At 55.7% G+C, this 26,033-nt stretch carries 30 protein-coding genes; 19 read left to right on the top strand and 11 right to left on the bottom strand.

Features of this window, described 5'->3' with window-relative positions; translation table 11 throughout:
* The first annotated feature begins 49 nt into the window (after positions 1-49).
* Together rssB and rssC are read left to right on the top strand one after the other, a co-directional pair.
* Positions 50-1,234, top strand: coding sequence for a two-component system response regulator RssB (rssB, locus tag AC1RMG_RS27025; protein WP_026020041.1), 1,185 nt, complete (start codon positions 50-52; stop codon positions 1,232-1,234).
* Positions 1,231-1,713: an anti-sigma factor antagonist RssC gene (gene rssC / locus AC1RMG_RS27020; RefSeq protein ID WP_003218919.1), complete on the top strand. Its 483-nt coding sequence runs from the start codon at positions 1,231-1,233 to the stop codon at positions 1,711-1,713. Before rssB ends, rssC begins: the two co-directional genes overlap by 4 nt.
* Positions 1,714-1,786: 73 nt before the next feature.
* Here rssC and tal read toward each other — a convergent pair whose 3' ends face one another.
* Positions 1,787-2,713, bottom strand: coding sequence for a transaldolase (gene tal / locus AC1RMG_RS27015; protein ID WP_011060293.1), 927 nt, complete (start codon positions 2,711-2,713; stop codon positions 1,787-1,789).
* Positions 2,714-2,890: 177 nt separating this feature from the next.
* Positions 2,891-3,910, bottom strand: coding sequence for a tRNA dihydrouridine(20/20a) synthase DusA (dusA, locus tag AC1RMG_RS27010; protein WP_493170699.1), 1,020 nt, complete (start codon positions 3,908-3,910; stop codon positions 2,891-2,893).
* 102 nt (positions 3,911-4,012) lie between these two features.
* Here dusA and AC1RMG_RS27005 point away from each other — a divergent pair, with 102 nt between their 5' ends.
* The 4 genes from AC1RMG_RS27005 to AC1RMG_RS26990 all read left to right on the top strand — a co-directional run bounded on the left by AC1RMG_RS27005 (position 4,013) and on the right by AC1RMG_RS26990 (position 9,475).
* A complete protein-coding gene (locus AC1RMG_RS27005) occupies positions 4,013-5,107 on the top strand; it encodes a site-specific integrase (protein ID WP_493170695.1) in 1,095 nt (364 codons plus the stop codon).
* Positions 5,108-5,192: 85 nt separating this feature from the next.
* Positions 5,193-6,245 carry a DNA cytosine methyltransferase gene (locus tag AC1RMG_RS27000; RefSeq protein ID WP_493170693.1) on the top strand — a complete coding sequence of 351 codons (1,053 nt, stop codon included), beginning with the start codon at positions 5,193-5,195 and terminating at the stop codon, positions 6,243-6,245.
* A gap of 12 nt (positions 6,246-6,257) precedes the next feature.
* Positions 6,258-8,243: an ATP-binding protein gene (locus tag AC1RMG_RS26995; RefSeq protein WP_493170691.1), complete on the top strand. Its 1,986-nt coding sequence runs from the start codon at positions 6,258-6,260 to the stop codon at positions 8,241-8,243.
* A gap of 5 nt (positions 8,244-8,248) precedes the next feature.
* The gene (locus AC1RMG_RS26990) at positions 8,249-9,475 is read left to right on the top strand and encodes a PP_RS20740 family protein (RefSeq protein WP_493170689.1); all 1,227 of its coding nucleotides are present in this window, start codon (positions 8,249-8,251) and stop codon (positions 9,473-9,475) included.
* Between the two features lie 58 nt (positions 9,476-9,533).
* On the opposite strand, the gene AC1RMG_RS26985 is transcribed toward AC1RMG_RS26990, so the two are convergent.
* Genes AC1RMG_RS26985 through AC1RMG_RS26955 form a run of 7 tightly spaced genes read right to left on the bottom strand, consistent with a single transcriptional unit; the run spans position 9,534 to position 12,151 of the window.
* Positions 9,534-9,797, bottom strand: a complete 264-nt coding sequence (locus tag AC1RMG_RS26985) for a pyocin activator PrtN family protein (protein ID WP_325985732.1) — start codon at positions 9,795-9,797, stop codon at positions 9,534-9,536.
* Positions 9,794-10,327 (bottom strand): hypothetical protein, encoded by a 534-nt coding sequence (locus AC1RMG_RS26980; protein WP_493170687.1) that lies wholly within the window; start codon positions 10,325-10,327, stop codon positions 9,794-9,796. The genes AC1RMG_RS26985 and AC1RMG_RS26980 overlap by 4 nt, the downstream gene beginning before the upstream one ends.
* Positions 10,324-10,743: a hypothetical protein gene (locus AC1RMG_RS26975; RefSeq protein WP_493170684.1), complete on the bottom strand. Its 420-nt coding sequence runs from the start codon at positions 10,741-10,743 to the stop codon at positions 10,324-10,326. Before AC1RMG_RS26975 ends, AC1RMG_RS26980 begins: the two co-directional genes overlap by 4 nt.
* Before the next feature lie 44 nt (positions 10,744-10,787).
* Positions 10,788-11,114, bottom strand: a complete 327-nt coding sequence (locus AC1RMG_RS26970) for a pyocin activator PrtN family protein (RefSeq protein ID WP_306394115.1) — start codon at positions 11,112-11,114, stop codon at positions 10,788-10,790.
* Complete coding sequence (locus AC1RMG_RS26965) at positions 11,107-11,286, bottom strand: hypothetical protein (RefSeq protein ID WP_016966897.1); 180 nt, start codon at positions 11,284-11,286, stop codon at positions 11,107-11,109. Before AC1RMG_RS26965 ends, AC1RMG_RS26970 begins: the two co-directional genes overlap by 8 nt.
* Positions 11,273-11,557 (bottom strand): DNA-binding protein, encoded by a 285-nt coding sequence (locus AC1RMG_RS26960; protein WP_410036631.1) that lies wholly within the window; start codon positions 11,555-11,557, stop codon positions 11,273-11,275. The genes AC1RMG_RS26965 and AC1RMG_RS26960 overlap by 14 nt, the downstream gene beginning before the upstream one ends.
* A gap of 9 nt (positions 11,558-11,566) precedes the next feature.
* The gene (locus AC1RMG_RS26955; protein ID WP_093403721.1) at positions 11,567-12,151 is read right to left on the bottom strand and encodes a hypothetical protein; all 585 of its coding nucleotides are present in this window, start codon (positions 12,149-12,151) and stop codon (positions 11,567-11,569) included.
* 378 nt (positions 12,152-12,529) lie between these two features.
* Between AC1RMG_RS26955 and AC1RMG_RS26950 the strand changes: the two genes are divergently transcribed.
* Positions 12,530-13,933 (top strand): DUF8370 family protein, encoded by a 1,404-nt coding sequence (locus AC1RMG_RS26950; protein WP_161467322.1) that lies wholly within the window; start codon positions 12,530-12,532, stop codon positions 13,931-13,933.
* 18 nt (positions 13,934-13,951) lie between these two features.
* Here AC1RMG_RS26950 and AC1RMG_RS26945 read toward each other — a convergent pair whose 3' ends face one another.
* Positions 13,952-14,683: a LexA family protein gene (locus tag AC1RMG_RS26945; RefSeq protein ID WP_161467323.1), complete on the bottom strand. Its 732-nt coding sequence runs from the start codon at positions 14,681-14,683 to the stop codon at positions 13,952-13,954.
* A 79-nt stretch (positions 14,684-14,762) separates the two neighbouring features.
* Here AC1RMG_RS26945 and AC1RMG_RS26940 point away from each other — a divergent pair, with 79 nt between their 5' ends.
* The 5 genes from AC1RMG_RS26940 (at position 14,763) to AC1RMG_RS26920 (ending at position 18,657) form a co-directional block, all read left to right on the top strand.
* Positions 14,763-15,023, top strand: a complete 261-nt coding sequence (locus AC1RMG_RS26940) for a hypothetical protein (RefSeq protein WP_161467324.1) — start codon at positions 14,763-14,765, stop codon at positions 15,021-15,023.
* A gap of 328 nt (positions 15,024-15,351) precedes the next feature.
* Positions 15,352-15,870 carry a phage regulatory CII family protein gene (locus tag AC1RMG_RS26935; RefSeq protein ID WP_493170677.1) on the top strand — a complete coding sequence of 173 codons (519 nt, stop codon included), beginning with the start codon at positions 15,352-15,354 and terminating at the stop codon, positions 15,868-15,870.
* A complete protein-coding gene (locus AC1RMG_RS26930) occupies positions 15,863-16,087 on the top strand; it encodes a TraR/DksA family transcriptional regulator (RefSeq protein WP_072444104.1) in 225 nt (74 codons plus the stop codon). Before AC1RMG_RS26935 ends, AC1RMG_RS26930 begins: the two co-directional genes overlap by 8 nt.
* A complete protein-coding gene (locus AC1RMG_RS26925) occupies positions 16,080-18,299 on the top strand; it encodes a virulence-associated E family protein (protein WP_493170675.1) in 2,220 nt (739 codons plus the stop codon). Before AC1RMG_RS26930 ends, AC1RMG_RS26925 begins: the two co-directional genes overlap by 8 nt.
* Positions 18,292-18,657, top strand: a complete 366-nt coding sequence (locus tag AC1RMG_RS26920; RefSeq protein ID WP_161467326.1) for a PA0613 family protein — start codon at positions 18,292-18,294, stop codon at positions 18,655-18,657. Before AC1RMG_RS26925 ends, AC1RMG_RS26920 begins: the two co-directional genes overlap by 8 nt.
* 525 nt (positions 18,658-19,182) lie before the next feature.
* Here the strand turns inward: AC1RMG_RS26920 and AC1RMG_RS26915 are convergent.
* Complete coding sequence (locus AC1RMG_RS26915; protein WP_493170673.1) at positions 19,183-19,548, bottom strand: hypothetical protein; 366 nt, start codon at positions 19,546-19,548, stop codon at positions 19,183-19,185.
* Positions 19,549-19,661: 113 nt separating this feature from the next.
* Here AC1RMG_RS26915 and AC1RMG_RS26910 point away from each other — a divergent pair, with 113 nt between their 5' ends.
* The 7 genes from AC1RMG_RS26910 (at position 19,662) to AC1RMG_RS26880 (ending at position 26,010) form a co-directional block, all read left to right on the top strand.
* Entirely contained in the window at positions 19,662-20,006 is a 345-nt protein-coding gene (locus AC1RMG_RS26910) for a phage holin family protein (protein WP_047287312.1), read from the top strand.
* A 206-nt stretch (positions 20,007-20,212) separates the two neighbouring features.
* Positions 20,213-20,845: a terminase small subunit gene (locus tag AC1RMG_RS26905; RefSeq protein ID WP_161467328.1), complete on the top strand. Its 633-nt coding sequence runs from the start codon at positions 20,213-20,215 to the stop codon at positions 20,843-20,845.
* Entirely contained in the window at positions 20,826-22,841 is a 2,016-nt protein-coding gene (locus AC1RMG_RS26900) for a phage terminase large subunit family protein (RefSeq protein ID WP_410036634.1), read from the top strand. The genes AC1RMG_RS26905 and AC1RMG_RS26900 overlap by 20 nt, the downstream gene beginning before the upstream one ends.
* 1 nt (position 22,842) lies before the next feature.
* The gene (locus AC1RMG_RS26895; protein WP_047287306.1) at positions 22,843-23,049 is read left to right on the top strand and encodes a phage head-tail joining protein; all 207 of its coding nucleotides are present in this window, start codon (positions 22,843-22,845) and stop codon (positions 23,047-23,049) included.
* Entirely contained in the window at positions 23,049-24,530 is a 1,482-nt protein-coding gene (locus tag AC1RMG_RS26890) for a phage portal protein (RefSeq protein ID WP_493170669.1), read from the top strand. Before AC1RMG_RS26895 ends, AC1RMG_RS26890 begins: the two co-directional genes overlap by 1 nt.
* Positions 24,527-25,669 carry a head maturation protease, ClpP-related gene (locus AC1RMG_RS26885; RefSeq protein WP_047287301.1) on the top strand — a complete coding sequence of 381 codons (1,143 nt, stop codon included), beginning with the start codon at positions 24,527-24,529 and terminating at the stop codon, positions 25,667-25,669. The genes AC1RMG_RS26890 and AC1RMG_RS26885 overlap by 4 nt, the downstream gene beginning before the upstream one ends.
* Complete coding sequence (locus AC1RMG_RS26880) at positions 25,666-26,010, top strand: head decoration protein (RefSeq protein WP_493170667.1); 345 nt, start codon at positions 25,666-25,668, stop codon at positions 26,008-26,010. The genes AC1RMG_RS26885 and AC1RMG_RS26880 overlap by 4 nt, the downstream gene beginning before the upstream one ends.
* The last annotated feature ends 23 nt before the right edge of the window (positions 26,011-26,033 follow it).

The raw sequence follows: 26,033 nt of genomic DNA, 5'->3' as shown, positions 1-26,033 counted from the left end.
CCCAGGCCAGAGCACCTACGCCAACCTAATTCTGGCGCCGTTTGCCCACATGCAAAAAACCAGTGCCACGCTGCTGATAATCGATGACGACGAAGTAGTGCGCGCGAGCCTCGCGGCCTATTTGGAAGACAGTGGCTTCAGCGTACTGCAGGCCGCTAACGGCCAGCAGGGTCTTCAGGTATTCGAGCGCGACAACCCCGATCTGGTGATCTGCGATCTGCGCATGCCGCAGATGGGCGGTCTCGAGCTTATCCGTCAAGTGACCGAACTGTCCCCGCAAACCCCGGTGATCGTGGTTTCGGGTGCGGGCGTCATGAACGATGCGGTTGAAGCCCTGCGCCTGGGCGCGGCGGACTACCTGATCAAGCCGCTGGAAGATCTGGCCGTGCTCGAGCACTCGGTGCGCCGCGCCCTGGATCGTGCTCGCCTGTTGCTGGAAAACCAGCGTTACAGAGAGAAGCTTGAAGCCGCCAACCGCGAGCTCGAAGCCAGCCTCAATCTGCTCCAGGAAGATCAGAACGCCGGTCGACAGGTGCAGATGAACATGCTGCCGACCAGCCCCTGGTCGATTGACGAATTCAACTTTGCCCACCAGATCATCCCGTCGTTGTACCTGTCGGGTGATTTTGTCGACTATTTCCGTGTCGACGAGCGCCGGGTGGCCTTCTACCTGGCGGATGTTTCCGGTCATGGTGCGTCGTCGGCCTTTGTCACCGTGCTGTTGAAGTTCATGACCACCCGTTTGCTGTTCGAGTCCAAGCGCAATGGCACCTTGCCGGAGTTCAAGCCTTCGGAAGTGCTAGGCCATATCAACCGTGGCCTGATCAGTTGTAAGCTGGGCAAACACGTCACGATGGTCGGTGGAGTCATCGACGAGGAGACTGGCTTGTTGACCTATAGCATTGGCGGGCACTTGCCGTTGCCGGTGTTGTACACCCCCGACAGTGTGCGTTATCTGGAAGGGCGTGGTTTGCCGGTGGGCCTGTTCAACGAGGCCACCTACGAAGACCACATTCTGGAGCTGCCGCCGGTGTTCAGCCTGACGCTGATGTCCGATGGCATCCTGGACCTTTTGCCCGAGCCTACACTCAAAGAGAAAGAAGCAGCCTTGCCCGAACGGGTGAGGGCAGCGGGCGGCAGCCTGGATGGCTTGCGGCAAGTTTTTGGATTGGCCACGCTAGGGGAGATGCCGGATGATATCGCCCTGTTAGTGTTGAGCAGGAACCTTCAATGAGTACCGGTAGAATCCAGTTCGCCGAGCAGGATGGCACCTTCGTCCTGAAGTTCGTCGGTGAAGTGCGCCTGACCCTGTGTTCGGCGCTGGATGCGACTATTGAGCGGATTTTCACCGCGCTGAATTTTTCGGCGATCGTGATCGATCTGACAGAAACCCGCAGCATCGACAGCACCACCCTGGGCCTGCTGGCCAAGCTCTCGATCCTGTCTCGGCAGAAAGTCGGTCTGTTGCCCACCGTCGTCACCACCCACGAAGACATTACCAGGCTGTTGCAGTCCATGGGCTTCGATCAGGTGTTCAACATCGTCGATCGCCCGATTCCCTGTCCGGAATGCCTGACCGACCTGCCGTCCCAGGACCAGTCGGAAGAAGTGGTACGGGTCAAGGTCCTGGAGGCGCACAAGATCCTCATGGGCCTTAATGACTCCAACCGTGAAGCCTTTCACGATCTGGTGAATGCCCTGGAGCGTCACTGATCGACTGAAACGCTAGCGCACAAAAAAGGGCGAACCTGTGAGGGTTCGCCCTTTTTGCGTTGACGCGAAGCGATCAGAGCTTTGCAGCCAGCAGGGCTTCGAGCTTTTCCTGGTCGCGGGCGAACTGGCGGATGCCTTCAGCCAGCTTTTCGGTGGCCATGGCGTCTTCGTTGGAGGCCCAGCGGAACTGCGCTTCGTTCAGGCTCTGGCGAGCTTCACCAGTCTTGCCCGGGCTCAGCTTGCGTTCCAGCTTGCCGGTGTCGGCGGCCAGCTTCTCAATCAGGTCCGGGCTGATGGTCAGGCGATCGCAGCCTGCCAGTTGCTCGATCTGGTTGAGGTTGCGGAAGCTTGCCCCCATGACCACGGTCTTGTAGTCATTGGCCTTGTAGTAGTTGTAGATGCGGGTAACCGACTGCACGCCCGGATCGTCAGCGCCCTGATAGTCGTTGCCGGTAGCCTTCTTGTACCAGTCGTAGATCCGCCCTACGAATGGAGAAATCAGAAACACCCCGGCTTCGGCACAGGCCACGGCCTGGGCGAAGGAAAACAGCAGGGTGAGGTTGGTCTGGATGCCTTCGCGCTCCAGCTTTTCGGCGGCGCGGATGCCTTCCCAGGTAGAGGCGATCTTGATCAGCACCCGATCACGGCCGATGCCGGCCTTGTCATACAGCTCGATCAGCCGATGGGCGCGCTTGAGCATGGCTTCGGTATCGAACGACAGGCGGGCGTCCACCTCAGTGGAAATACGGCCCGGAATGACCTTGAGAATCTCCTGGCCTACAGCCACGCCGAAACGGTCGCTGGCCAGGCCGACATCGCCTTTGCAGTCGTTGACGCAGGCATTCAGCAGATCGGCATAACCCGGGATGGCCGCAGCCTTGAGCAGCAGCGAAGGGTTGGTGGTGGCATCCACCGGCTTGACCCGGGCGATGGCGTCGAAGTCACCGGTATCGGCCACTACGGTGGTGATTTTCTTCAGTTGTTCCAGCTTGGAAGTCATGAGCGTGCTCTGTCCTATGGGTCTGACGACATTACCCGAGCGCTGTCAGGCGCTCAAGGGCGCGGAATGCTAACTACGGCCCCAAAGTCCGTGACCTGAAAACAGTCGTTTGAATGCTGGGGCACTGTCCAGTAGATACGATGCCAAAAGCCCGGCCAGGTTCAACCCGGCCGACGCTTAACGTCCTTCCAGCAACTGTCCGGCCTGATCCAGCAGGGCCAGCGGATCCTGGGTCTTGTGGATATCCACCGACAACAGCTGGCGGAACTTGCGAGCACCGGGGAAGCCCGTGCCCAGCCCTAGGACATGGCGCGTGATGTGGTGCATGGCGCCACCGGCAGCCAGGTGCTCGGCAATATAGGGGCGCAACCGGGCCAGCGCCTCGGCCCGGGAAATCACCGGCTCAGTGCTGCCAAACAGCTGCTGGTCTACCTCGGCCAGCAGATAGGGGTTGTGATAGGCCTCACGGCCCAGCATCACCCCATCGAAAGTCTGCAGATGTTCATGACAGGCCTCGAGGGTCTTGATCCCACCGTTGAGGATGATTTCCAGCTGTGGGAAATCCGCCTTCAATTGCGCCGCCACGTCGTAGCGCAGCGGGGGAATGTCCCGGTTCTCCTTGGGCGAGAGGCCTTCGAGAATGGCGATTCGTGCGTGCACGGTAAAGCTGCTGCACCCGGCTTCCATGACCTGGCCGACGAAATCGCATAGCTCGGCATAACTGTCGCGCCCGTTGATACCGATCCGATGCTTGACCGTCACGGGAATCGACACCGCATCGCGCATGGCTTTCACGCAATCGGCCACCAGCGCCGGATGGCCCATCAGGCAGGCACCGATCATGTTGTTCTGCACCCGGTCGCTGGGGCAACCGACGTTGAGGTTGACCTCATCGTAGCCATGCTCCTGGGCCATGCGCGCGCACGCCGCGAGATCCGCCGGCGTGCTGCCCCCCAGCTGCAACGCCAGAGGGTGCTCGGACGGGTGGTAGCGCAGGAAGCGCTCGTGATCACCATTGAGCAGCGCACCCGTGGTGACCATTTCGGTGTAGAGCAAGGTGTGTTTGGACAGTAGGCGCAGGAAGAATCGGCAGTGACGGTCCGTCCAATCCATCATCGGCGCCACGCTGAAGCGGCGAGACGGCTCAGCGTGGGAGTGGCTAATATTTACGGGCGCTTCAGGTTTTTCGAGGTTCATTGATACTGATCTTTTATACAACGGTTTTTGCCCATTTTTCCTTGTTTTCCGAGGTTGGTTGCTACAATGTAGCAATCGACATCGGCAATGTAGCAACTGGAAATGGGCACGATCACAGCACGTAAGCGCAAGGACAACTCGACAGCCTACACGGCGCAAATTCGGATCAATCGGGATGGCAAGACAGTTTATCAGGAAAGCCAAACCTTCGACCGTAAGCAGGTCGCTCAGGCATGGATCAAGCGCCGGGAGACTGAGTTAGCCCAGCCAGGTGCTATTGAGCGAGCCAGTAGGAAAGGGATGACTATCAGAAGGATGATCGAGCAGTACCTGGATGAGTACGAGAAGATCCGGCCGTTAGGGAAGACAAAGCGTGCCACCTTGAATGCAATCAAGGATACCTGGCTGGGCGATCTCGACGATTCGGTACTCACCAGTCAGAAGTTGGTGGAGTTTGCTCAGTGGCGGATGGGGCAGGAGGGTGGTGGCGTGCAGGCGCAGACGGTTGGTAACGACTTGTCGCACTTGGGGGCAGTGTTATCCGTAGCGCGGCCGGCTTGGGGCTATCAGGTTGATCCGCTGGCTATGCCTGACGCTCGTAAAGTGCTACGCAAGCTCGGCATGGTCAGCAAGAGTAAGGAGCGCAACCGTCGGCCGACGCTGGAAGAGCTGGATAAGCTTATGGCGCATTTCTTCGAAATGCAGGCGCGTCGCAAGGCTCACATCAATATGCCGAAGATGATCGCTTTCGCCATCTTCTCGACACGTCGGCAGGAAGAAATCACGCGGATTCGCTGGGACGATCTCGATGAGTCTCGACAGGCCGTCCTGGTGCGGGACATGAAAAACCCCGGACAGAAGATTGGCAATGACGTGTGGTGTCATCTACCTGATGAGGCCAGGGCGATTCTGCACAGCATGCCCAGAGTTGCGAGGGAGATTTTTCCTTATAACGCCAAGTCGGTCTCGGCGTCCTTTACGCGAGCGTGCCCGATGCTTGGGATTGAAGATCTGCATTTCCATGATTTGCGACACGAAGGGGTGAGTCGGCTCTTTGAGATGGGCTGGGACATTCCGCGGGTGTCGAGTGTGTCGGGGCATCGAGACTGGAACTCGCTCCGAAGGTATACGCATTTACGCGGCCGGGGTGACGTTTACAAAGACTGGGCCTGGCTTAAAGCAATAATTCAGTCGTGATTTTAAGTGCACAGATCTCAATGTGTTGAATTGAGTGCCTCTGCTGAATGTGGTATAAATCCGTAATTTTTGAGTAGGTTTTTTAATGGAAGCTTCAGTCGCTGATATGGCTATAGTAAAAAAGAAGACTGAAGGCAATGGTCCCTCATCTAATTCACATAAAGTTGTCAGTTTATTTTGTGGCGCTGGTGGCCTCGATCTAGGATTTACCAACGCTGGTTTTGAAGTTTGCTATGCGGCTGATTATGACGTAGCGGCAATCAAAACATACAATAGAAATCATCCTGGCAATCTTGGGCGCGTCGTTGATTTGTTGGCCACAACTGTAGAGCAGCTATGCGATTCTATCGTTGAGGCATGTGGTGAGAATCCGGAAATTTCCGGAATTATTGGCGGACCTCCTTGTCAGGGCTTTTCTCGCGGCAATGTTGGGCGTCATGCAGAAGATCCACGAAATCAATTGGCGCTCAAATATGCAGCTATCGTAAATTCGTTTTATGAAAAATTTGGCTTGAAGTTTTTCGTGTTTGAGAACGTGCCGGAGATACGGGCTCAGAAGAATAAAAGTTTTTTGGAAGGGTTGCGTAAAGAGCTTTCGCAAAACTTTAATATTTATGAGCAAGAACTGAATGCCAGTAACTACCAAGTGGCTCAAGCTCGCCGGCGTCTATTTATAGTTGGTGTGTGTAAGAGCTCTAGTGTTAGTGAATTTAAATTTCCAGCGCCATCTCCTTTGAAGGAAAAAGTCGTTGGTGACGTCATTAGGGATTTGCCCGATCCCGTTTATCTGTCTAGCAAGTTGGTTGCAGAGTCGATTCCGTATCACCAGAATCATTGGACATCCCAGCCGAAATCAAAGCGATTTGAAACTGGTGTGATGCCCGTCGGCGGACGTTCATTTATTCAATTGGATTGGAAGAAACCAAGTAGAACCGTGGCTTATGGAAATCGTGAGATACACGTGCATCCAAATGGTAAGCGTCGTCTAAGTATTTATGAGGCTATGCGGCTACAAGGTTTCCCTTTCAAATATGTTCTGGAGGGAAACATGAGTCAACAAGTCAAACAGGTTTCCAATGCTGTACCACCTCCGGTCGCGGAAAGAATAGCACAATCCATCATGGAACAAGTATTGTAGGACGAGACGGTTATGGAAGACCTCGGTAGAAAAAGTAACTTTTCCGAAGAAGAGTTAGAGCTTCGGGAACAATTGTCGAAAACGAAGTTTTACGACGAGCCTGTGGTGGCCACGCTAAAAACAAATGAGCGTGTTTTTGCTAGAATCACAGACGGCATCTATCGAGAGCCCGCTTCAGCGCTGCGTGAGTTAATCGCGAACTCGTATGATGCAGATGCGACAGAGGTCAGGGTTTTTACTGATGCTCCACGATTTTCAAAAATAGTTGTTCGAGATAATGGTCATGGTTTAGATGAAAATACCTTGGCGCACATTATCTGTAATATCGGCGGTAGTTTAAAGCGTAGTAAAGATGGTAAGTTTCACGATGTAACTAGTGAGGCTGATAAGAATTTAAGCCCCGGCGGGCGGCGATTGATCGGTAAACTAGGCATCGGTTTGTTTTCTGTATCGCAAATTACCCATCATATTGTCATCGTTTCGAAGATCAAAGGTGCTAATAAGCGCCTGGTTTGCGACATTATTCTACGTCCTCAGTCCGAGGTTGTTGCTGATATCGATGAAGATACCTATGTAACGGGTAAGGCTGAAATTACATACGTACCGGCCGAAGATGTTGATCATTCCGGCACTGAAATTACGTTACTTAAAGTTCGTCCTTTTGTTCGAGAAAGCTTGCAGTCTAAACTACTTTGGAATGCTATACAGTATGAACGTCAAGCAGGTGAGGGGGAAGACGAGGCTGAGGAAGTAGAATTTGACCTTGAGGAAGAGTTAAAAGAGCTACCTCGGGTTCCAGACTTTCATATTGGTGAAGTAGACCCTGCCGACTCCGAGAAACTCATTACTACGGCAAAACTACCTTGGTTGCCTGGCGATAGGCCTTTAGATCGGTTTAAAAAGCTTGTATCGGAAGTTACTCAGCTGACGGTAGACGCGAAGCGAGGTAATGTAAAGCTGAAGGAGTGTTTGGACGAGTATCTGAGAATGATATGGTCGATTAGTCTTTCGGTTCCAGTCCAATATATCGAAAAGCACCCTTTTGACGTTAAAGCGTCCGACAATGTTGATGTCTATTTGATTAGCAATGGGGGGCGAGGCACTGCAGCGACAAAGATTGAGCTGGCGGAGTCTGAAACAATCGAGTCTAAACTGGGTTTTTCAGCTAAGCGCACTGAAAGTGAACTTCCGTTTTTTGTAATTATTGATGATGTAGAGTTGCGTAGGCCAATTTCTATCGCAGGAGAGGCAGATAGAAAGAAGGGCCAGCTCATGTTTGTGGGTAGTGCTAACCCCTCGCTAAGCAGCGTCCCTGAGAGCTACAGGGGTGGCGAGCTTGAATTTGAATACTACATGCTCTGGAATCATAAAGTTGTTCCGCTGGAGCATAATGGCTGTCTAATTCGTATCAATGGCGCCAATGGAACTCTTTTCGATAAATCGTTTTTGGAGTATCAAATCTCGGAGCAGACTAGGTTGCGACAGCTTACCGGTGAGGTTTTTGCGGTAAAAGGTCTTGACTCTGCTTTAAATATTGATCGCGAATCTTTTAATATTGCTCATCCGCATTATCAGTATTTAAAAAAGTGGATGCATAACGCGCTTAGACAATTCATGAGCAAAAGTAAGGCTCTGAATAAGGATGATGCAACAGTAAAGAACAAAGCGAAAATTGATGAGATTAAGGCGAACATAAACTCCATAGTCGAGTATTTTACAGAGACTAAAAAAGTTAGTTTTTATTCATCGGTAAAAGGTGAGCAGCCTTCGCTTTTGGATGAGCCGGGGTCGGTAAGTGTCGATCGAAGTGTTGTGTTCTCGTCGGCTCGACCGGTTACTAGCACAGAAAAGGCGAGGATGGGGCTGCATGAGGAAAAACTTGTCGCCGTCGCTAATATTCTAGAATCATATGGTCTGTTATCGAGTTTGAGTCCTTCGGAAGTAGAGAAGCTTATAAGTGCTATTGGTAAAATCTTTCTCTTGGATATTAAGAAATGATAGGCATGGATCGCGGTGACGAGCTGGAGTCAGATCTTGGTTATGATGATGTTGCTCATGCCAAAGTTTCTTTAAAGACAAAGTTTTTACCTTGGCATAAGCCGAGGAAGCAATACATTAGAAGCAATCAGTGGAATAGTGTGATAGTTAGTCTCGTTGATGCATTGGATCTTAAAACTAAGGCAAGGTCGTTGGAATACCTAAGCCTTCCTGGGCCAGACCTGCTTGATGTGCGATCACTTTATACTGCTTGTGCGGATAAGGAAGTTAGTATTAGGTTTACCGGCCTTAACGCCATTGCGGTTGAGGATAAAGAGTCAACAATGGATCAGCTTATATCTCTGGATGAGCTGCGCGGTCTGAAATATATAGATCCCTCATCCGATGTATATCGCGATCAGTTGGAGCGCTTATCGAATAGGAATTCAATTGCTTATCAGAAAGTTATTAAGCAGGCATCTACGTATGATGTAATTAATATTGATTTGTGTGGGAGCTTTTTGGAGTCCCCTCCTAAAGAGAATGAAAGTAACTACTATAAAGCTCTGTTTGAGTTGTTGAGGTATCAAGCAGATAACCGCACTGAGGATTGGTTGTTTTTCATTACTACCCGCACAAATCGAGATATGGTACATGCCGAGACTTTTGAGCGTTTTGTGAAGGTTTTGGAAGATATTTTTGATATTGATCAGGCTGTTTATGATAAGTGTAATGACCTGAAAGTGTTCGGCGAAGGTGTACTGGTTGGTCGGCGAATAGATAAATCTAAAGTTGGCCCGGCTTCTTTTAGTAATTTGGTTAGTGCAGGTATTGGCAAATGGGTTTTGAGCGCCTTGACGGCTGAGACTCCTGCATACAAGTCGAAGATGCTGAAGTTGTTCGGCTACAACGTATTGCTCGATCCGGAATCGACGTGCGATATGATCTCTTTCGGATTTTGGTGTACTAAGATGCCGACGAAGGCGCTTGATGCTTTTGGTCTGGCTGGTGGTGTTAATCTAAATAGCGAAGATGCCGATACCACAATAAGTAAATGTCGTTTATCCGTCATTGACTCGATTTCGAAGATTGTAGACGTGGATCAGTACCTTGCAAATGATGAAGCTTTTGAAGAGGTCCTTCGCTCATCTGTAAATCTGATGAGGTCCGCGCGATATGATGTGGATAGCTATGAAGCTTGGGCTAGAGACGAGCACGTTAAAGTGAAGCAATTATTAGCGGTTCGCGGTTAGTTCTGTAAGAGCAGGGTGTAGACGTTTCAGTCTATACCCTGCTTATAGAGGCCAGTCGTTATCTTCCCATTAGCTTCTCGTGATCTGATTTGGCTTTCGTTCTTTGACGATCAATGTAGTTTGCTAAATCCACCAAATGTACGCCCAGTGCTGCTTTTTGAGATTCTGCCCCCAATCGAACAATTGGTATATCTATCTCGCCCGACGAGCACTTCAGTTTGAATTTTTCAATCGTCAAACCCATGTAGTCAGTACACACTTGACCGATTGGTATGACTGCTTGTCCTTGATACTGCGCCATCAGTAAAAAGAGTGTGTTCATGATCTTTCCTGCCGATTATTCATCGCCAGAGACATGTGGCTAAGTCTCAGAGAATCTAAAATGGGCCTCTTTCGTGCTTGCCATAGCTTTGCTGTGAACTTTGCTCTATCTGCGTAATGCTTGCGGGATGGGCTCGACCTGGTTGTCCGAATGTACGTGTTGCGGTTTGCACAGTGCTGCGGTGCTTCTGGTATCGGTAGCTTTTTCTCGTATTCGGTTCGTTCGTCGCTGTTAGGGGAGGGCTTAAACTCCACAATAGGCTGCGCGGGCGGGCGTTCCTGAGTGATGAGCTTTGCATCAGGGTTGACTGCCTCGCGCAGCTTTTCCTGGGGTGTAAGCGCCTCGGTGGTGCTGCAGCAAAGAACAGTAATGCCTGCTGCTACGCACCAGAGGCTCTTTGTTTTTTGCGCGTCGACGCTGGCAGCGTTACGGAACAAAGCGGTCATGGCTTGGGCGGTGGGCTGAGCGTGCGGCATGCCGCTTTCCTCCGGTTTTTGATAGGGGGCTGGTCCATCGATCTGCTGGCTCATGCGGCTTTCTCCTGTGCTGCTGGCTCCACTAGGGCTGCCATGGCCAGGGCTTGATCGCGCAGTGAGCGCGAGTCTCTTTCGAGCTTTTTCCCTGTTTTGAAGGCGCTGAAGGTATCGGCGGCGATGCGCAGCAGATCTGCTATGGCCAGTAAGGTCTGCCGATGTGCTGGTTTGAGGGTTTGGCTGTCCTGCAGGCGTTCGTGGAGTTCCGCAAGCCGTTGGTTGTCGGCTTGCACGAACTTGAGGGCGGTTGTCAGCTCGCGCAGGGTTCTCGCGTTGTCCGCTTCGGCAATGGCTTTGCCTTCCTCGATCCCGGCCTCTCGGCCATTGCTCCGGCCAATCAGGTAGCCGGCCCAGTAGAGCAGGGCGACGGTGAGTATCAGGCCGATCAGGGCAATGATCTGTATGTGGGCCATGTGGTGTGCTCCGGTGGGTTTGGCTGGTGGTGGCAGCCGTTGGGTTATTGGTCGTGATCGTTGGTGTCGGCCTGTTGCTTGGCGTGTTCTTCATCTGCCCGGTAGGCGCGGATGTCGATCAGTGCGGCAACGTGGCGGATGTGTGCGTACTTCGGGGCCTTGCGGCTGCTGTCCAGGGTGGTGACGGGCAGTTGAATGCGGCCACTGCTGATCTCGGCGGCGAACGACTGTTCGTTGAGGTTGCGGAAGTACTGCACGCGGATCTTTTCCAGCGGGATCAGTACGTCGCCGAAGGTGCGATACAGCAGTTCGACGGTGGCGGTTTCCGGTGCTGGCATCAGGCGCAGCGGGGTCTGGTTGGCGTTACTCATTGGCTTGCTGGCTCTCCATGCGCTGGCGGCGTTTCGGGTGGTTCCAGGTGATCAGGCAGTGGGCTTTGGTCAGCTCGCGCAGATGCTCGGGTACCTCAAGGAGCGCAGCGTTGCGCTCCTCTTTGGTCCGTAAGGCAATGATCTGGCGGGCGTACTCCCTAGGCCACGTCACGGCGATCTGCCGGGATAGCGGGCAGGGCGAGGCCCAGTTGCTCGGCGAGCCAGGGAATGCCGATCTGTCGAACCCGCGTTGACTGGCTGTATTGCAGGCCCAGCTCCGGGTGGAACCATTTGCCTTCCTTGGTTCCCAGGTACTCACGGTCGCGCATTGGATAGGCCGGCAGTCGCTCGGCGTTGAGCAAGCCTTTCTCTTGCATCAGGCCGATCAGCTGCGGTCGTGTGATGCCGAAGTAGCGGGCCGTTTCCTTGAGGTTGCGATCCATGGTGGCCTCCTAAGCAGCGTGCGCGGCGGGAGTCGCCAGCGCTGCCAAGTGAAGGATGGATTCGCAGACATCCTGGTACATCTGCACGTCGCTGCCCGAGACGGTGAAGCACTTGGTCCGTGGGCTTTTGATGCCGATGCTCAGGATAACGGTGACGCCCTTGCGCGTTCGGGTGCGGTGCACGGCCAGACGAATCGGCAGTTCAAACCCGAGATCCAGATCGAGGAAGCCACCCAGGCACACCACACCAAACACCTGCTCGCGCTGTTGGGCGCTGAAGGCTCCGAACACGCGCTCGGCGTGCCGTGGTGGAGCCAGCTCGGCGTTAGGATCGATTGGGCCGTTGGCGATTTCTTCGATGAAGTCAGCCAGCTTCAGGTGGGCTTTCTTGTCGTTGGCCAGCGTCAGCGTGTGGCGTTCGCTGCCGACCTCGACAACAAAAGTGGTGTCTGCCGGGTTGCGATCAACCTTCAGCCGAAGCTTCAACGCCGTGCGCTGTGGTGAATCGCGCAGGGTGTGGTGGAAGGTTTCGCTCAGGTTGACCTGGGCCTTGAGCAACTGAAGTGTGCGGTTGTCGACTCTGAACTTGCTCATGCCGCGTTACCTCCATCGTTCGGATCGAAGGGGGTGGGAACTGCGCGTTGTTTAGGTTTCGCCTTGGAGGGGACAAAGGCGCATCCGAGTTCTTTTGCCAAGCGGCGAATCTCGAAGACTCGGAAGGGATTGGCGGCTGGATGGACGTGCAGGGATGCTGTGGTGTGCATGGTGTTGTCTCGCTCTGTGGTGGGAGAGTGAGCACAAATATCAATTGTAGGTTTATTTTTGTCAACAACTACTGGTTGATTTGTATGTGGATCAATAGGATAGCCACGATAGTTGCCGGGTCTTGAGCGAGAGAAACAGCCTTAAGCTTGCGTAGCTTAAGTGGGTAGTGGCATTGTGATTCTAAATTTATTTTGCTCAAGGATCGGCATGCCAACTTCTTTATCAAAGTACCTAAAAATCCCCCATAAAAAAATCGATGAGCTTGGTGCCTTAGATCCTGTTTTGGATTTGGATACTCGTTTATTTTTAGATCCGCATCTTTTAAAGCATGCTGAAACTCCAGAGTTCAAAGATAGCTATGGAAAGCTTCAGGCACGTTTTTTAGAAATCGGTAAGTTGTTGTTGGCTAGTACGCAGAAGGAAGATGTATTCTGGAGAGCAGCAGACAAAAAAATGCGTTGGCATGAAGTTAGAGGGTTGTGTATAGGCTATTCATCATCGGGAACTGCGGGGAGCGGTATCGGTCCGGAGCTGAGGCGTCGTGTTTTAGTTACGGCTAAAACAATTATTGAGGCAGGGAAAAACGATCCTGAGTTATTCGAGCTTGTAGGATTGTTTGAAGGTAATTTTGGTCCTGATAGAATAAGTGATATGACGGCCAATATTATCGAGGAGGATATACTTGCATATTCTAGAAGTATTTATAAGTTAATTCTTCCTCTTGGATGGTCGGGAACCCTAGACAAAAAAACAGGGTTGCCACAAAATCCTTTTACGAAAGAACCGATTCTTTTGGTGCCAAAAGAACTTTTGAGAGACTTGCCAGCTGCATTTGATTGGACAGGAAGTGATGAAATAGGCGTTGGCAGTGAAGACTTAAAAGAAAAACTGAATAAGCTTGTTGGTAACTCGTGGCGGTCACTTACTATAATCAAAAAGTCTGAATTAAAAGAGTTGGTATTCAAATATCCTGACTTGATGGATGACTTAATAAGTCAGTACACTGCTAAGGAGGTTCAGCCATACGATTTTGAAGAGGATAAGACCGGAGAGTATATCTGGTATCGAAAAACTCAAGATGCTACTCAAGATAACCCTCTCAAGCTTGAACTAAGCGCACATCCAACTATTGATGAGGTTGAAGCCTTAGTTTTAAAAATATGTGAGAAATTTAAAAGCCTGGTTGAAAATAACGGGTTGAATACATTGTTTTATAATAATAATGACGAGGCCAAAAACGAATCTGCAGTTCAGTTGGCTTTTTATGGTGTTGCAGATAGCTATTGCGAGGCGAATAATATAATGATCGCTAGAGAGTCTAATTCTGGAAGAGGTCCAGTGGACTTTAAATTTGGATCGAATGCGGCCAATAGCGTCTTGGTGGAGGTTAAAAAATCCACAAATAGCAGTTTGACGAAAGGCGTTGAAAAGCAATTGCCTGAATATATGAAGTCAGAAAAATCCAGGCGAGCGATTTACCTTATTATTGATGTCGGAACATCTAAGACTCAACAAGTAAAACTAAATGCCCTTTATCACAAGATCAAAGGTTCGGCGATTAAAATATTTCATATTGATGGCTTTTTAAAACCAAGTGCTAGCAAGCTTTGAAAGAGTAGTTGTCGATTTTTACTCGGGGATGAAAGATCCTATTACTTTGCCACAAATATGAGTATCCTCCGTGATATCAATGATTGGATATTGCGGATTGATCGGTAGTAGAAACTGTCGACCAGCATCTTCTACTAAAATTTTAAATGTTGCCTCATTCGTCCGCGGTACTCTGGCAATCACACGATCCCCAGTCCTTATTGCCGCCTCCGGATCAACAAAGATAATGCACCCCGTTGGATAGCTACGACCAGGACCGGAGTTCGTCATGGCATCACCGATAACCTTCAGGGCATATCCATTATTACTGATCGGGACAGGACACGAGAGCCAAGAGTCTGCATCATAGGCTTCGAAGTTTGAGGTCGCCTCACACCACGCGCCAGCCTGTACCCAGGAAATCAGTGGAACCTTGCCGAAGCGCTGGTTGATTTCTCTTGCGTTGCTTTCATCTCCGACGACCAGGTGGCGAACGTTACTTTCACCTGTCTGGTCCTTCGGTAAAACGCCGTATTCCAGCCATTCCCGGCGAACCTTTAGCCATGAACATAGTGCAGCCATGCTGTCTGCTTCAGCCATAGCTTCGCCATTCAGCCATTTACTAATCGCCTGTGGGGTTTTATTTATCCCCATGCTTTTCAACTGACGATGGATGTCCACTCCACGACCCCGGTTTCGTACTCCGGCATCGTTGAGAGCTTCGTGTAGGCGCTCGCTAAAAGCTGCGCGTAGTGAGTTTTTATCAACCATGAGTTGAGAGTGTCATAAGGCTTGCACAATAGTCAGTTGATATGTAATATCAATCTGAGGTTGATAAATGGAGATTGTCATGTTGAACCCCGCAGACTTTCCGAACGCTATTGCGTTCGCTTTTGAAGCCGTAGGCGGCATCGGGGCCGCCGCCAAGGTTTGCAACAGAAGCTATCAGGCGTTAAACAAATGGCGCTTGGCTGCGTGCTTGCCACGAACTGATTATACCGGTGAAACGAATTACGCTGAGCTGTTGGCCACAGCTGCGAAACAGAATGGCAATACCTTCCAAGCTGCTTGGCTGTTGAATGCTTCGACTCCTCATAGAAATGCAGCATAGCTAGAAAAAAGGCGGCCAAAGGCCGCCCAGTTCCTCCCGGCACACACCACCACAGTGTCGCCGGGTCGCGGTTTAGGTAGGCGCGCACACCACATGCAAAAACGTCTACTTCAACCGCGCTTTCAAGGCTCGGAAGCCTTGGGTTGCTGCCTTCTCCACCACAGATTGGGCAGCTGTTGCGCCAGAGGTGAACAACGGATTGTTCGCCTCGGCACGGTGCCGGTGTCGGTCTTGCGGACCTAGCCGGCGTTTGGGCCCTTACAAGCCACGCGGCAAATGTATCACCACTGCATGCCGCGCGGCACTGGCAACTTTTAGGATTAATGCCATGAGCCGTATTGCTCTGAACTGCATTGAGCGGGCCAAGCGGGAAGTTTTGCCGCTCGATCTCGCGCTTTACCATGCTGCCCGGGACTATCCCGGTGGCGCCTCTGCCATCGCCGCCACCACCGGCCGCAACCCGACCACGCTGCAGCACAAGCTGTCTCCAACCCACCCCAGCCACAGCATCAACATTCAAGAATTCGGCGAGATTCTGGAGCTGACCAAGGACCGGCGCATTCTCGATGCGGTGCATGCCTTGGTAGGGGATACGATCTGGCAGGAGTTGGCCGAGGCTTACACCAATGACATGCCGGAGACGCTAACCACGGGCATCGCGGTGTATTTCCGTCAAGTTGCCGACCTGGCCGACACCTGGGCCAAGAGCATCGGCGATGGCGTGGTAAGTGATGCCGAGTTGGCCGAAATCCGCCTGCAGGTGTTTCGCGGCATACAGGGGCTGCTGGGCATGTTTAACCGCGCCAGTTACGTCAACCAGACCACTCGGGGGACGGACCATGGCTGACATTGCGGATTTTGCCAACGATCTGGTGCAAGAGCGCCTTGATCAAGCGCTCGCGGCGCGTCAGTTGCTGAGACCTGAGCTGGCGGCGCATTCCTTCCTCATCTGCGAAGACTGTGACGGTCCTATTCCCGAAGCGCGCCGCTTGGCGCAGCCCGGATGCACCTTGTGCGTGACCTGTCAGGAGATCGATGAAGTGCGGAGGGCACGACATGCTTGATGAGGTTTTGGCGCAATTCGCCGATTACGGCCTGGAGCCCGCGCAGCCGCTGGTGTTCGGCAAGCTCACCCGCTGCAAGACGGCGCAGGATAAGGGCAAGGAGAAAAACGGTTGGTATGTGGTGCATGAGCACTACACCGAGAAGGGCGAAACCCTGATCTTCGGCAGCTTTGGCGACTGGCGTTCGGGTGTGACGCAGAAGATCAAGGTCAAACCCGGGCGGATGAGTGCCGAGGAGCGTGAGGTGATGCGAGCCCGGCAGGAAGAGGCGAAACGCCGGGCGGCGGAAGTCGCCGCCAATGCAGCGCGTCGTGCGGCAAAGCGTGCCGCCGGGTTGTTCAAGCGTATGCCGGAGAAGGGTAAAAGCACCTACCTGGACCGCAAGCAAGTGGTGGGCTTCGGCGTGCGCTATGCACCGCGCTCGGGGGCGTTCCTGGTGCCTATGAGCAACGTACGCGACCAGATCGTCGGCTTGCAGGTGATCTATCCCGAAAAGCAGGAAGACACCGGGCGCGACAAGTCCTATTGGCCCTATGGCTTGTCGAAAGAGGGCGCTTTCCACCTGATCGGTCCGCACCCTGAGCCCGGCGAGCCGGTGCTGGTGTGTGAGGGCTACGCCACTGGCGCCAGCGTGCATATGGCGACCTCGCTGACCGTGGCCATCGCCTTTGATGCCGGCAATCTCATGCCGGTGTGCAAGGCGATGCGTGAGCGTTTTGCCGGGTGCCCGATCATCGTTTGTCGGGATGATGACTGGAAGACCAAGCGGGCCAACGGTGAGCCATGGAACCCCGGCAGAGAGCGTGCTGAAAATGCGGCAACGGTGGTCGGCGGCCAGGTGGTGGCCCCGATCTTTTCCGGCGAGCGGGAGATCAAGTGGACCGACTTCAACGATCTGCACTGCGCCGAAGGTTTGGACGCGGTGCGTCGACAGGTGCTGGCGGTGGTCAGGCCACCCGCCGCGGGCGGCTGGCGGGATCTGTTGGCCCGCAGCGACAGCGGCATGCTGATCGCGCACATGCAGAACGTTGAGCTGATCCTGAGCAACGATGAGCGCTGGGCCGGGGTGATTGGCTTCTGTTCGTTCAGCGCCAAGATCGTCAAGCTTCGGGTACCGCCCTATGGCGGCGACACCGGCGACTGGGCCGACATCGACGACATGCTGGTGATGAAGTGGCTCGCGCAGCAGTACAACCTGCGGGTCAAGGTCGGCAACGTGATCGAGGCAGTGAGCGTGGTGGCGCACTATCGGGCGTTTCACCCGGTACGCAATTATCTGCGTGGCCTTGAGTGGGACCGCGTGCCCCGGCTCGACTCCTGGCTCACCGAGATCATGGGCGTGGAACCGACCGACTACAGCTCAAAGGTCGGCAAGCGCTGGATGGTTTCGGCGGTGGGCCGGGTGATGGCGCCGGGTTGCAAGGCGGACTCGGTGATGATTCTGGAGGGTGCTCAGGGCGCCGGTAAGTCGACGGCCATGAGCATTCTCGGCGGTTCGTGGTTTATGGACACGCCGTTTACTCTGGGCGACAAGGATGCGTTCCAGGCGATCCGGGGCAAGTGGATCATCGAACTGGGGGAACTGGACAGCTTCAACAAAGCCGAGTCGACCAAGGCCAAGCAGTTCTTCTCGGCCTCGGTGGACACCTACCGCGAGAGCTACGGCCGCAGAACCATGGATGTGCCACGCCAGTGTGTTTTCGTGGGCACCACCAACCAGGATGAATACCTCAAGGACGCCACCGGCAACCGGCGTTATTGGCCTGTGGCCTGCACCAAGGTCGACCTAGAGCAACTGCGGCAGATCCGCGACCAGCTCTGGGCTGAGGCGATGTTCTGCTATCAGGCGGGTGATATCTGGTGGGTGATCCGTGATGAAGCGCCGTTGTTCGCCGAGGCGCAGGAAGAGCGCTTTGTGGTGGATGAATGGGAGGTGCCGATTCTGAAGTGGTTGGAGGAGTCGCATCTGGGGGAGACCACCACTGGCAGTCAGATCCTGGCTGAGGTTCTGAAGATCGATCCTAGCCATTGGGACAAGCCAGCGCAGATGCGCGTCGGCTCAATCATGCATCGCCTGGGGTGGCGCAAGAAGCGTATGCCGGCGTTGACTAAGAGCGGCGTGCGCCCATGGGCCTATCAGAAGCCGACCGGCTGGGGGCGCGGATCTGCATTGCAGGTGGCGCCGATGGAGGAGGAGCCTTGCTTTGATTAAGCGAATCGACGAGATGCTCAAACTCTGGGCTCAGGATCTGCACATGCCCACGACCCTGGCCATCGGCACCGCAGGCGGCGGCAACATGATCGCCATGCTGATGGAGTGCAAAGGCGAGCTGATACGGGGCACCCGGGGCAGCCGGGTGCTGCTGGATGAATCGGCCGATATCGAGCTGATCGTCAACAAGCACCTGCCGCCCGAGCTGGCCCTGGTGGTGATGGAGCATTACTGCAATCACGACAGCCTGCTTTCGCAGAAGATGCTGCACTGCGGCTGTAGTGCCAGGACGTACTACCTGCGTTTGCATGAGGCTCACGTGTACATCGACGGCTTGCTCATGGGGAGGGCTGCTTGAGCCTTACCCTGGCTGCGTCTGCTGCTGTCCTACTGGCTCGCCTTGTCCGACTGCGTTTTAACGCAGCAGGACAAGCGCGGGCCTTGTCATTCGTGGGCTGTCCTACTGTCCAACCTCTCAGCGCGTCATGCGCACACATGAGCGCAGCGGGCACACATTACGCGCCGTGGGCGCGCACGCGTGCCTTTCAATTTCTTCTTACAGGCGAGAAAGGAAAGATAGAGGTAGGACAGTAGGGCAGAGCTTTGTATTTCGGGGCCTGTAGCTGTCCTGCCTGACTCACTATCAGTGGGACAGGCAGGACAGCGCCAAAGGCGCTGATAGCCGAAATAAAGATATTCGCCGACATTGCCTAGGCGTTCACTAGACATTCACCGGGTGGCGTTAAAACAGGGTTGCTGCCAGTAAAATCCACCTGTAAAAAGTAGCCATCTTCGATAGGTGCGACCGCAGAGAGCGGCAGGCACCCACACACCAAACCCGGCCCTTGCGCCGGGTTTTTGCGTTTAGAGTTTACGGAGTTGCCTACGGCAAGTTTTTCTTCTTGTCCTCTAGCTGGAAGAAAACAATCACGGATAGGGAGGCTACTGAGAAAACGATAAGGCTCATGAAATTCATCAACAAGAGAAAAACATCGAGCCGAGTCATTGGGTCGTTACTGATGACGAACTCCACCAATTTCCATATTCCTGTCGACACCAGGACTAGGCAGGAAAAATACACCCACCCTCTGTATAGCTTGTGCCCTACCCATGCCCAGAACCTTCGGAATTTTTCTTTGGCTTCACCCGAGGCTTGCACCCAAGCCAATACAAATGCGGGTAAGCCAACGAAGGCAATCAGTAATCCAGTAATGCTGATGACAATACTTATTAGATCAAAAGCTCTCATGTACACCCTCTGAAAGAAATTTCCGCAATTCCATGTGATGACGCTTCGATATCCATGTATGCGGGCAACTAGCGTTCCACTCCATGGCACAGATGCCGAATCGGGAAAATGGTATGACAAATGAACAACAAGCGCTGGCAGAGATGCCTATCTGGCTAGTGATCGTCCTTGCCCTTGTGGGCGGTGTCTCCGGGGAGATGTGGCGGGCAGACAAGGAAGGGGCGCGAGGTTGGGCATTGGTTCGGCGTCTCGCGCTACGGTCCGGTGCCTGCATCGCCTGCGGGATGGCGGCGATGATGTTGCTGATTGGTGCAGGTCTGTCGGTGTGGACGGCGGGCGCCTTTGGCTGCCTGACGGCGATGGCTGGGGCGGATGTTGCCATTGGCCTTTACGAGCGGTGGGCGGCGAAGCGGATCGGGGTGTGCAAGGTGCCGCCTGTCACTGAGGATCGTGGGTGATGCGCTAGAGGGCACGTAATACGGGGCTTTCAGGCTTTTGCACCGACTTGGTGCGCGAAAAAAACGCCGGGGACCCTGGGATGCTCCCGAGGACACGGGGTCGGGAACCCGCGGGACTTCGTTAGCGGCAGGGCTGCCAGCTTACTGAAATTCAATCCATTGAAATTGAAAGGTTCGATTGAAAAGCCGTTGAAAAAGGAGGGCTCATGACAGAACCAACCTACCTGTCAAAGAGCGCCTTCGCGGCTCGTATCGGCAGGTCGCCCAGCTACATCACCTGGCTCAAAGACAACAACCGGTTGGTGCTTTCGCCGGATGGCAAGAAGGTCGATGTCCTGGCCACTCAAGCCCTCATTGCTGAAACCGCAGACCCGAGCAAGGCTGCTGTCTCGGCTCGCCATCAACAGGATCGTGTCCAGCGCGATGTTCACAGCCAACTCACCCCACTTGCCGAGCCGACTTCCACGGCTGCGCCGCAGCCATTGGCTACCGCGCCGGGCAAGCAGCCAGACTTTCAAAAGGCTCGCGCTCACCGCGAGTACTATCTGGCACAGCTGGCCGAGGCGGAATTTAACAAGGTCCAGGGCTCGACCGTGGAGGTCACAGCGGTGCAGTCCGGCGCCTACAACGCCGGCCGCATGCTGCGCGACACGCTGCTGGGTATGCCGCCGCAGCTCGCGCCTGAGCTTGCCGCGATGACCGACGCCTGGGAGATCGAAAGGCACCTCACGGCAGCCTTGCGCACACGGCTGGAAGAGGCCAGCCGCATGTCTGCGGAGGACTTTGGCCACACCCTTGAAACCAACTGGGAGGTAGTCAATGAACCTGGCCAGACCTGACGGCGCGGAGGTTTACCGCGAGGCTTACTTTCGTGGTCTGCAGCCTGACCCGGATGTGTGGATTGATGAATGGGCGGATGAGTACATGCGCATCCCCCGCGACACCGGCGCCGCAGAACCGGGCCAGTACCGGACCTCTCGCACCCCTTATGCCCGGGAGCCCATGCGTTGCCTCTCACCGGCTCACCCCTGCAAGCGCGTGGTCACCATGGTGGCCTCTCAGTTGATGAAAACCCAGATCGCCTTGAACTGGATCGGCGGCCTGATCCACATGGCGCCTTCTAACATCCTGACGTTGCTGCCCAGCCTGGGCCTGGCCAAGCGGGTGTCTTCACGGATCGGCAAGACGATCAAGGCCACGCCGGTGCTGCGCGAGCGAGTGGCGTCCAGTCGCTCGCGGGATTCGCGCAACACCATGGACACCAAGGAGTTTGAAGGCGGGTCGCTGTACGTGACGACGGCGGGGTCTGCCGCCAACTTGGCGGAGCTGTCGGCGCGCTATGTGTACGGCGATGAGGTGGACCGTTGGGAAGTGGACGTCGGCGAGGAGGGCGACCCTATCGAGCTGGCGGAAACCCGGGGCAGTACCTTCGGCCGCAACGCTAAGTTCTATTTCTCCAGCTCGCCCACGATCAAGGGGGCCTCGCGGATCAGCGATCTGTTCGAGTCCAGCGACCAGCGTTACTACTACGTGCCCTGTCCGCATTGCGGGCACCGACAGGTGCTGGAGTGGGAGCGCTTGCTGTACTCGGCGGACTTCACCATGGCGCATTATCAGTGTGCCGGGCCTGAGTGTGACGTGCTGATCGAGGAGCATCACAAGGGTTGGATGCTGGCCCAGGGCGAGTGGCGTTCGCATGCCCAGGGCGATGGCGAAACGGTAGGTTTCCACCTCAATGCCTTGTACTCGCCACCTGGCTGGATGGACTGGCGCACGCTGGCGCGGCAGTTCGAGAAGGCCAAGAAAGCCCAGGCCAAGGGCGATCTGGAGCCGATGCAGGTGTTCTACAACACCCGGCTTGCCAAGGTGTGGGATAGCGCTCAAGAGCAGACCAAGGCCCATGTGCTGCGGGACCGGGCACGCCTTGAGAACTACTGCCTCGGGTCGATGCCAGCCGGTGTGCTGATGCTGACCGCAGCTGTCGACGTCCAGGCCAACCGCCTGGAGCTGATGGTGATGGGCTTCGGTGTCGGCATGGAGCGCTGGGTGATCGACCACCAGGTGATCTGGGGCGATCCGGCGAACGAACAGACCTGGGCGGTGCTGGATGAAAAACTCAAGGCGCGTTACCGGCACCCTTGCGGCGTTGGTCTGGCGATCCTTGCTGCTGGCGTCGACTCGGGCGGGCATCACACAGATGAGGTTTATCAGTTCTGTCGGCTACGTCGTTGGCGCAACGTCTTCGCCATCAAGGGCGCGAGCAAACCAGGCCGGCCAGTGATCGCTCAGCGGCCGTCGATGGTGGACGTGACCTGGAAGGGCCAGACCGAACGCAACGGCGCCGAGCTGTGGTTTGTCGGTACCGACACGGCCAAGGACTGGATCTACAACCGCTATCCCTTCGAGAGCGGGCCGGGTGCCTTGCACTTTGCCAATGACTTGCCCGATGAGTTCTTCGACCAGTGTGTGGCCGAGAGCAAAGTGGCGCGTTACGTCAAAGGCCACAAGCGCATTGAGTGGGTCAAGGGCAAGGCCGACCGGAACGAGGCACTCGACCTGATGGTGTATTGCCTGGCGATGGCGCATTACCTGGGCATCAATCGCTACCTCGAATCCGACTGGGACCGTGTGCGGCAGGCCATGGCCCAGTCCGGGCTATTCGATGAAGTGGCAACTGCTGCACCTGCGCAGGTGGAGTCTGTTTCTGATGAGCCAGAACCGGCTCCAGTCGTTGAACCGGTACTTCAGCCGACCGCCCCGGCGGTCAGGCCCCAGCCAGCAGCTCCACCCCCTCAACGCCGTATGTCTACTAGCGGCTATCTGAAGAGACGCTGATATGTCCTTTACCCAGAAACACCTCGACGCTATCGAGGGCGCTATCGCTCGCGGTGAGAAAACTGTGCGCTATGGCGACCGTACCGTGGAGTACCGCACGGTGGATGAACTGCTCAGGGCCCGCGAGGAGATCCGGGGCAGCTTGAGTGCAGCCGCCGGACCACGCGCCCGCGTGATCCGGCTTTTCCATGGAGGCAAGGGACTGTAATGGCTCGCCACTTTCCGACGCTGACCCGTAACGGTTTCTTGCTGCCGTCCAATATCAAGGCCAGTTACGAGGGCGCCGGAGAGGGGCGCCGTTCCTCAGGTTGGGATGCCCCCGACAACGGCATCAACACCATCAACACCCCGGCCTTGCGCAACCTGCGCTCGCGCTCCCGGGCGGCGGTGCGCAACGACCCGTATGCGTTCAACGTGATCGACAAGCGGGTCAGCAACCTGATCGGCACCGGGATCAATCCCAGGCCACGGACGGCTGACCACGACCTGCGCGAGCTGCTGCAGAATTTGTGGGAGGACTGGGTGGATGAGTCGGACGCCGATGAGTTGACCGACTTCTATGGCCTGCAGGCCCTGGCGGCTCGAACGGTCGAGACGTCGGGCGAGTGCTTTGTACGCCTGCGTCCTCGCAGTCTGAATGAAGGCTTGGCGGTGCCGCTGCAATTGCAACTGCTGGCGCCGGAGTTCGTGCCCCATGACAAGTTTGAAAGCACCCGCGACGGTAATGTCATTCGAGCGGGGATCGAGTTCAACGCCATGGGCAAGCGGGTGGCGTACTGGATGTATCGCTCGCACCCGGGGGACTCCTCGTCGTTGAACGGCGGTTACAACCAGCTGGTACGGGTGCCAGCGTCCCAGGTGCTGCACATCTTCGAACCGATAGAGCCGGGCCAGCTGCGCGGTGTTCCGCGTTTGTCGCCGGTGCTCAAGCGCCTGCGCAGCCTCGACAACTACGACGATGCGGTGTTGTTCCGGCAGGAGGTGGCGAACCTGTTCGCCGGTTTCATCTCGCGGCCGACGCCCGAGACGGGGCCGGCGCCGCGAGATCCAGTCACCGGCCAGCCGCTAATGGCGGATCGGGATGGCTTCACGCCGATGGTGGCGCTGGAGCCGGGGACGATGCAGGAGCTGGGGCCTGGTGAGGAGGTCGAGTTTTCCAAGCCGCCGGACGCGGGCAACAACTACCCCGACTTCATGCGGCAGCAACTGATGGCTGCCGCAGCGGGTACCGGCACGCCCTACGAGATCCTCACGGGCGACATGCGCGAGATCAACGACCGGGCGCTGAGGGTGGTGCTCAACGAGTTTCGGCGCCGCCTGGAGCAATTGCAGTTCGGCGTTTACGTGCACCAGCTGTGCCGCCCCGTCCGGGCGGCCTGGATGGATATGGCTGTGCTCTCGGGCGCGTTGCAACTGGAGGACTACGCGCAACGGCGCCGTGATTACCTGCGTACCCGTTGGGTGCCCCAAGGCTGGGCCTACATCCAGCCAGTGCAGGACGTTCAAGCCCGACGCATGGAAGTGCAGGCCGGCTTTGCCTCGCGTAGCGAGATGGTGCTGCGTACGGGTTACGACGCGGAAACGGTCGACGCCGAGAACGCGGCGGATCAGGAAAGGGCCGAGCGCCTAAAACTCAACTACAGAACTCACGAAGTCGTCGATCCTGTCGACGACAAGGAGCAACCATGAGCAAGAAAGCGCAGGTGCGCGTTTACGACAAGGCCGGCAAGCTGGTGCCGGTCAAGGACCAATCCTGGTACACCCTGCGGGCCAGCGGCGAAGCCGAACAGCGCAGCATTGAAGTCTTCGTGTATGGCGAGATCGGTACCTGGGGCGTGACGGCCAATCAGTTTGTGCAGGATCTGCGGGCCCTGGACGACGGGGCGTCTCCGGTGATCGCCGCGTTTAACAGCATCGGCGGTGACCTGTTCGACGGCCTGGCCATTCACAACGCGCTGTCGCGGTTGGGGGAGCGCTGCACCGGCCGTATCGATGCCCTGGCCGCCAGTGCCGCCAGCGTTGCTGTGTGCGGCGCTCACCGGGTGGTGATCGCGGCCAATGCCATGCTGATGATTCACAACCCCTGGACCTACGCCTCGGGCGATGCCGAGGACTTTCGCAAGGTGGCCCAGGTGCTCGACCAGACCATGGAAGCCATCATTGCCGCCTACAAGGCCAAGGCGCCGGACATCGATGAGGAGGAGCTGCGGCGCCTCGTTGATGCCGAGACGTGGCTGACGGCGAATGAAGCCGTCGCCTTGGGCCTGGCGGACGAGGTGGGCGACGGTGTCACGGTCAAAGCTTGCCTGGGGCAGGGCGCCGCGCTGCAACGCTTTCACAATGCGCCGGCTGAGCTGCTGGCCCAATTGGATGAAGCGCCGCAGCCAGATCCGCAGGTGCCAGCCGATCCGCCAGAGCCGGCTCCGGTGGTGGATGCCGCGCAACTTGCGCTGCTGGTCACCCAGCGCTGCACGGCTGCCGGTATCAGTAACCTGATCGAGCCGCTGTTGAAGTCCACCCAGCTGGAAAGCGAGGCCGTTGTCCAGGCGGGTTTGACCCGGGCCAAAGCCATCAACGATCTGTGCGTGGCGGCCCGTTTGCCTGAGTTCAGTGCCGAGTATGTGGCGGCCGGTCTGGATGCCGCCGCTGTGCGGGCGCGGCTGTTCGACAAGCTGGTGGGCAGCGGCAAGGGTTTCGAGATCGACAACAGCCTGCCGCTTGAAGCAGATCCACCACCCAAAGTGCAGGCCAAACAGATTGACCAGCCCTCCATCTGGGCCGCTCGCCAGGCCGCACGAAACCCATCCGCAAAAGGAGCTAGACCATGACCATTCAACGTGAACCGATGCATGCGGGTGAATTCCTGCTGTCCGAAGGGGCCGGCACCATTTCCCGCGAATCCATCAACGTGGCGGCGGGCCCAGCTCTGGAGCCGGGGCAGATCCTCGGCCTGGTAGTGGCTACCGGTGAGTTTGCCCCCTACAAACCGACCGCCGAGGACGGTAGCGAAAACGCCCAGGCCATTCTCTATGGCCCCTTGGGTGAGTCGGATGTGGTTCGTCGCGGCCGTGCTGTGGTGCGTTTGGCCGAGGTCAGCGAAGCGCACCTGACCGGCCTGGACCCAGCCGCCGAGAAGGCCCTGGCGACTCATTTCGTGATCGTCCGCTAAGACGATTCACCCTCGTTTACCGA

The sequence above is a fragment of the Pseudomonas sp. GW822-FHT04H02 genome (genome assembly GCF_058800645.1).
The sequence above is the reverse complement of the archived record's forward strand: the minus strand, read 5'-3'. Positions and strand labels throughout refer to the sequence as shown.

Excerpts from the sequence above, each read along its gene's own strand:
- AC1RMG_RS26940 (WP_161467324.1), top strand. The coding sequence starts at position 14,763 with ATGTTGAACCCCGCAGACTTTCCGAACGCTATTGCGTTCGCTTTTGAA.
- AC1RMG_RS26905 (WP_161467328.1), top strand. The coding sequence starts at position 20,213 with ATGACAGAACCAACCTACCTGTCAAAGAGCGCCTTCGCGGCTCGTATC.
- AC1RMG_RS26975 (WP_493170684.1), bottom strand. The coding sequence starts at position 10,743 with ATGGCCCACATACAGATCATTGCCCTGATCGGCCTGATACTCACCGTC.
- AC1RMG_RS26880 (WP_493170667.1), top strand. The coding sequence starts at position 25,666 with ATGACCATTCAACGTGAACCGATGCATGCGGGTGAATTCCTGCTGTCC.
- AC1RMG_RS26925 (WP_493170675.1), top strand. The coding sequence starts at position 16,080 with ATGCTTGATGAGGTTTTGGCGCAATTCGCCGATTACGGCCTGGAGCCC.
- AC1RMG_RS26995 (WP_493170691.1), top strand. The coding sequence starts at position 6,258 with ATGGAAGACCTCGGTAGAAAAAGTAACTTTTCCGAAGAAGAGTTAGAG.
- AC1RMG_RS26935 (WP_493170677.1), top strand. The coding sequence starts at position 15,352 with ATGAGCCGTATTGCTCTGAACTGCATTGAGCGGGCCAAGCGGGAAGTT.
- AC1RMG_RS26960 (WP_410036631.1), bottom strand. The coding sequence starts at position 11,557 with ATGGATCGCAACCTCAAGGAAACGGCCCGCTACTTCGGCATCACACGA.
- AC1RMG_RS26930 (WP_072444104.1), top strand. The coding sequence starts at position 15,863 with ATGGCTGACATTGCGGATTTTGCCAACGATCTGGTGCAAGAGCGCCTT.
- dusA (WP_493170699.1), bottom strand. The coding sequence starts at position 3,910 with ATGAACCTCGAAAAACCTGAAGCGCCCGTAAATATTAGCCACTCCCAC.
- AC1RMG_RS26885 (WP_047287301.1), top strand. The coding sequence starts at position 24,527 with ATGAGCAAGAAAGCGCAGGTGCGCGTTTACGACAAGGCCGGCAAGCTG.
- AC1RMG_RS27005 (WP_493170695.1), top strand. The coding sequence starts at position 4,013 with ATGGGCACGATCACAGCACGTAAGCGCAAGGACAACTCGACAGCCTAC.
- AC1RMG_RS26910 (WP_047287312.1), top strand. The coding sequence starts at position 19,662 with ATGACAAATGAACAACAAGCGCTGGCAGAGATGCCTATCTGGCTAGTG.
- AC1RMG_RS26895 (WP_047287306.1), top strand. The coding sequence starts at position 22,843 with ATGTCCTTTACCCAGAAACACCTCGACGCTATCGAGGGCGCTATCGCT.
- AC1RMG_RS26970 (WP_306394115.1), bottom strand. The coding sequence starts at position 11,114 with ATGAGTAACGCCAACCAGACCCCGCTGCGCCTGATGCCAGCACCGGAA.
- AC1RMG_RS26980 (WP_493170687.1), bottom strand. The coding sequence starts at position 10,327 with ATGAGCCAGCAGATCGATGGACCAGCCCCCTATCAAAAACCGGAGGAA.
- AC1RMG_RS26915 (WP_493170673.1), bottom strand. The coding sequence starts at position 19,548 with ATGAGAGCTTTTGATCTAATAAGTATTGTCATCAGCATTACTGGATTA.
- AC1RMG_RS26945 (WP_161467323.1), bottom strand. The coding sequence starts at position 14,683 with ATGGTTGATAAAAACTCACTACGCGCAGCTTTTAGCGAGCGCCTACAC.
- rssC (WP_003218919.1), top strand. The coding sequence starts at position 1,231 with ATGAGTACCGGTAGAATCCAGTTCGCCGAGCAGGATGGCACCTTCGTC.
- AC1RMG_RS26955 (WP_093403721.1), bottom strand. The coding sequence starts at position 12,151 with ATGAGCAAGTTCAGAGTCGACAACCGCACACTTCAGTTGCTCAAGGCC.
- rssB (WP_026020041.1), top strand. The coding sequence starts at position 50 with ATGCAAAAAACCAGTGCCACGCTGCTGATAATCGATGACGACGAAGTA.
- AC1RMG_RS26985 (WP_325985732.1), bottom strand. The coding sequence starts at position 9,797 with ATGAACACACTCTTTTTACTGATGGCGCAGTATCAAGGACAAGCAGTC.
- AC1RMG_RS27000 (WP_493170693.1), top strand. The coding sequence starts at position 5,193 with ATGGAAGCTTCAGTCGCTGATATGGCTATAGTAAAAAAGAAGACTGAA.
- AC1RMG_RS26950 (WP_161467322.1), top strand. The coding sequence starts at position 12,530 with ATGCCAACTTCTTTATCAAAGTACCTAAAAATCCCCCATAAAAAAATC.
- tal (WP_011060293.1), bottom strand. The coding sequence starts at position 2,713 with ATGACTTCCAAGCTGGAACAACTGAAGAAAATCACCACCGTAGTGGCC.
- AC1RMG_RS26890 (WP_493170669.1), top strand. The coding sequence starts at position 23,049 with ATGGCTCGCCACTTTCCGACGCTGACCCGTAACGGTTTCTTGCTGCCG.
- AC1RMG_RS26990 (WP_493170689.1), top strand. The coding sequence starts at position 8,249 with ATGGATCGCGGTGACGAGCTGGAGTCAGATCTTGGTTATGATGATGTT.
- AC1RMG_RS26900 (WP_410036634.1), top strand. The coding sequence starts at position 20,826 with ATGAACCTGGCCAGACCTGACGGCGCGGAGGTTTACCGCGAGGCTTAC.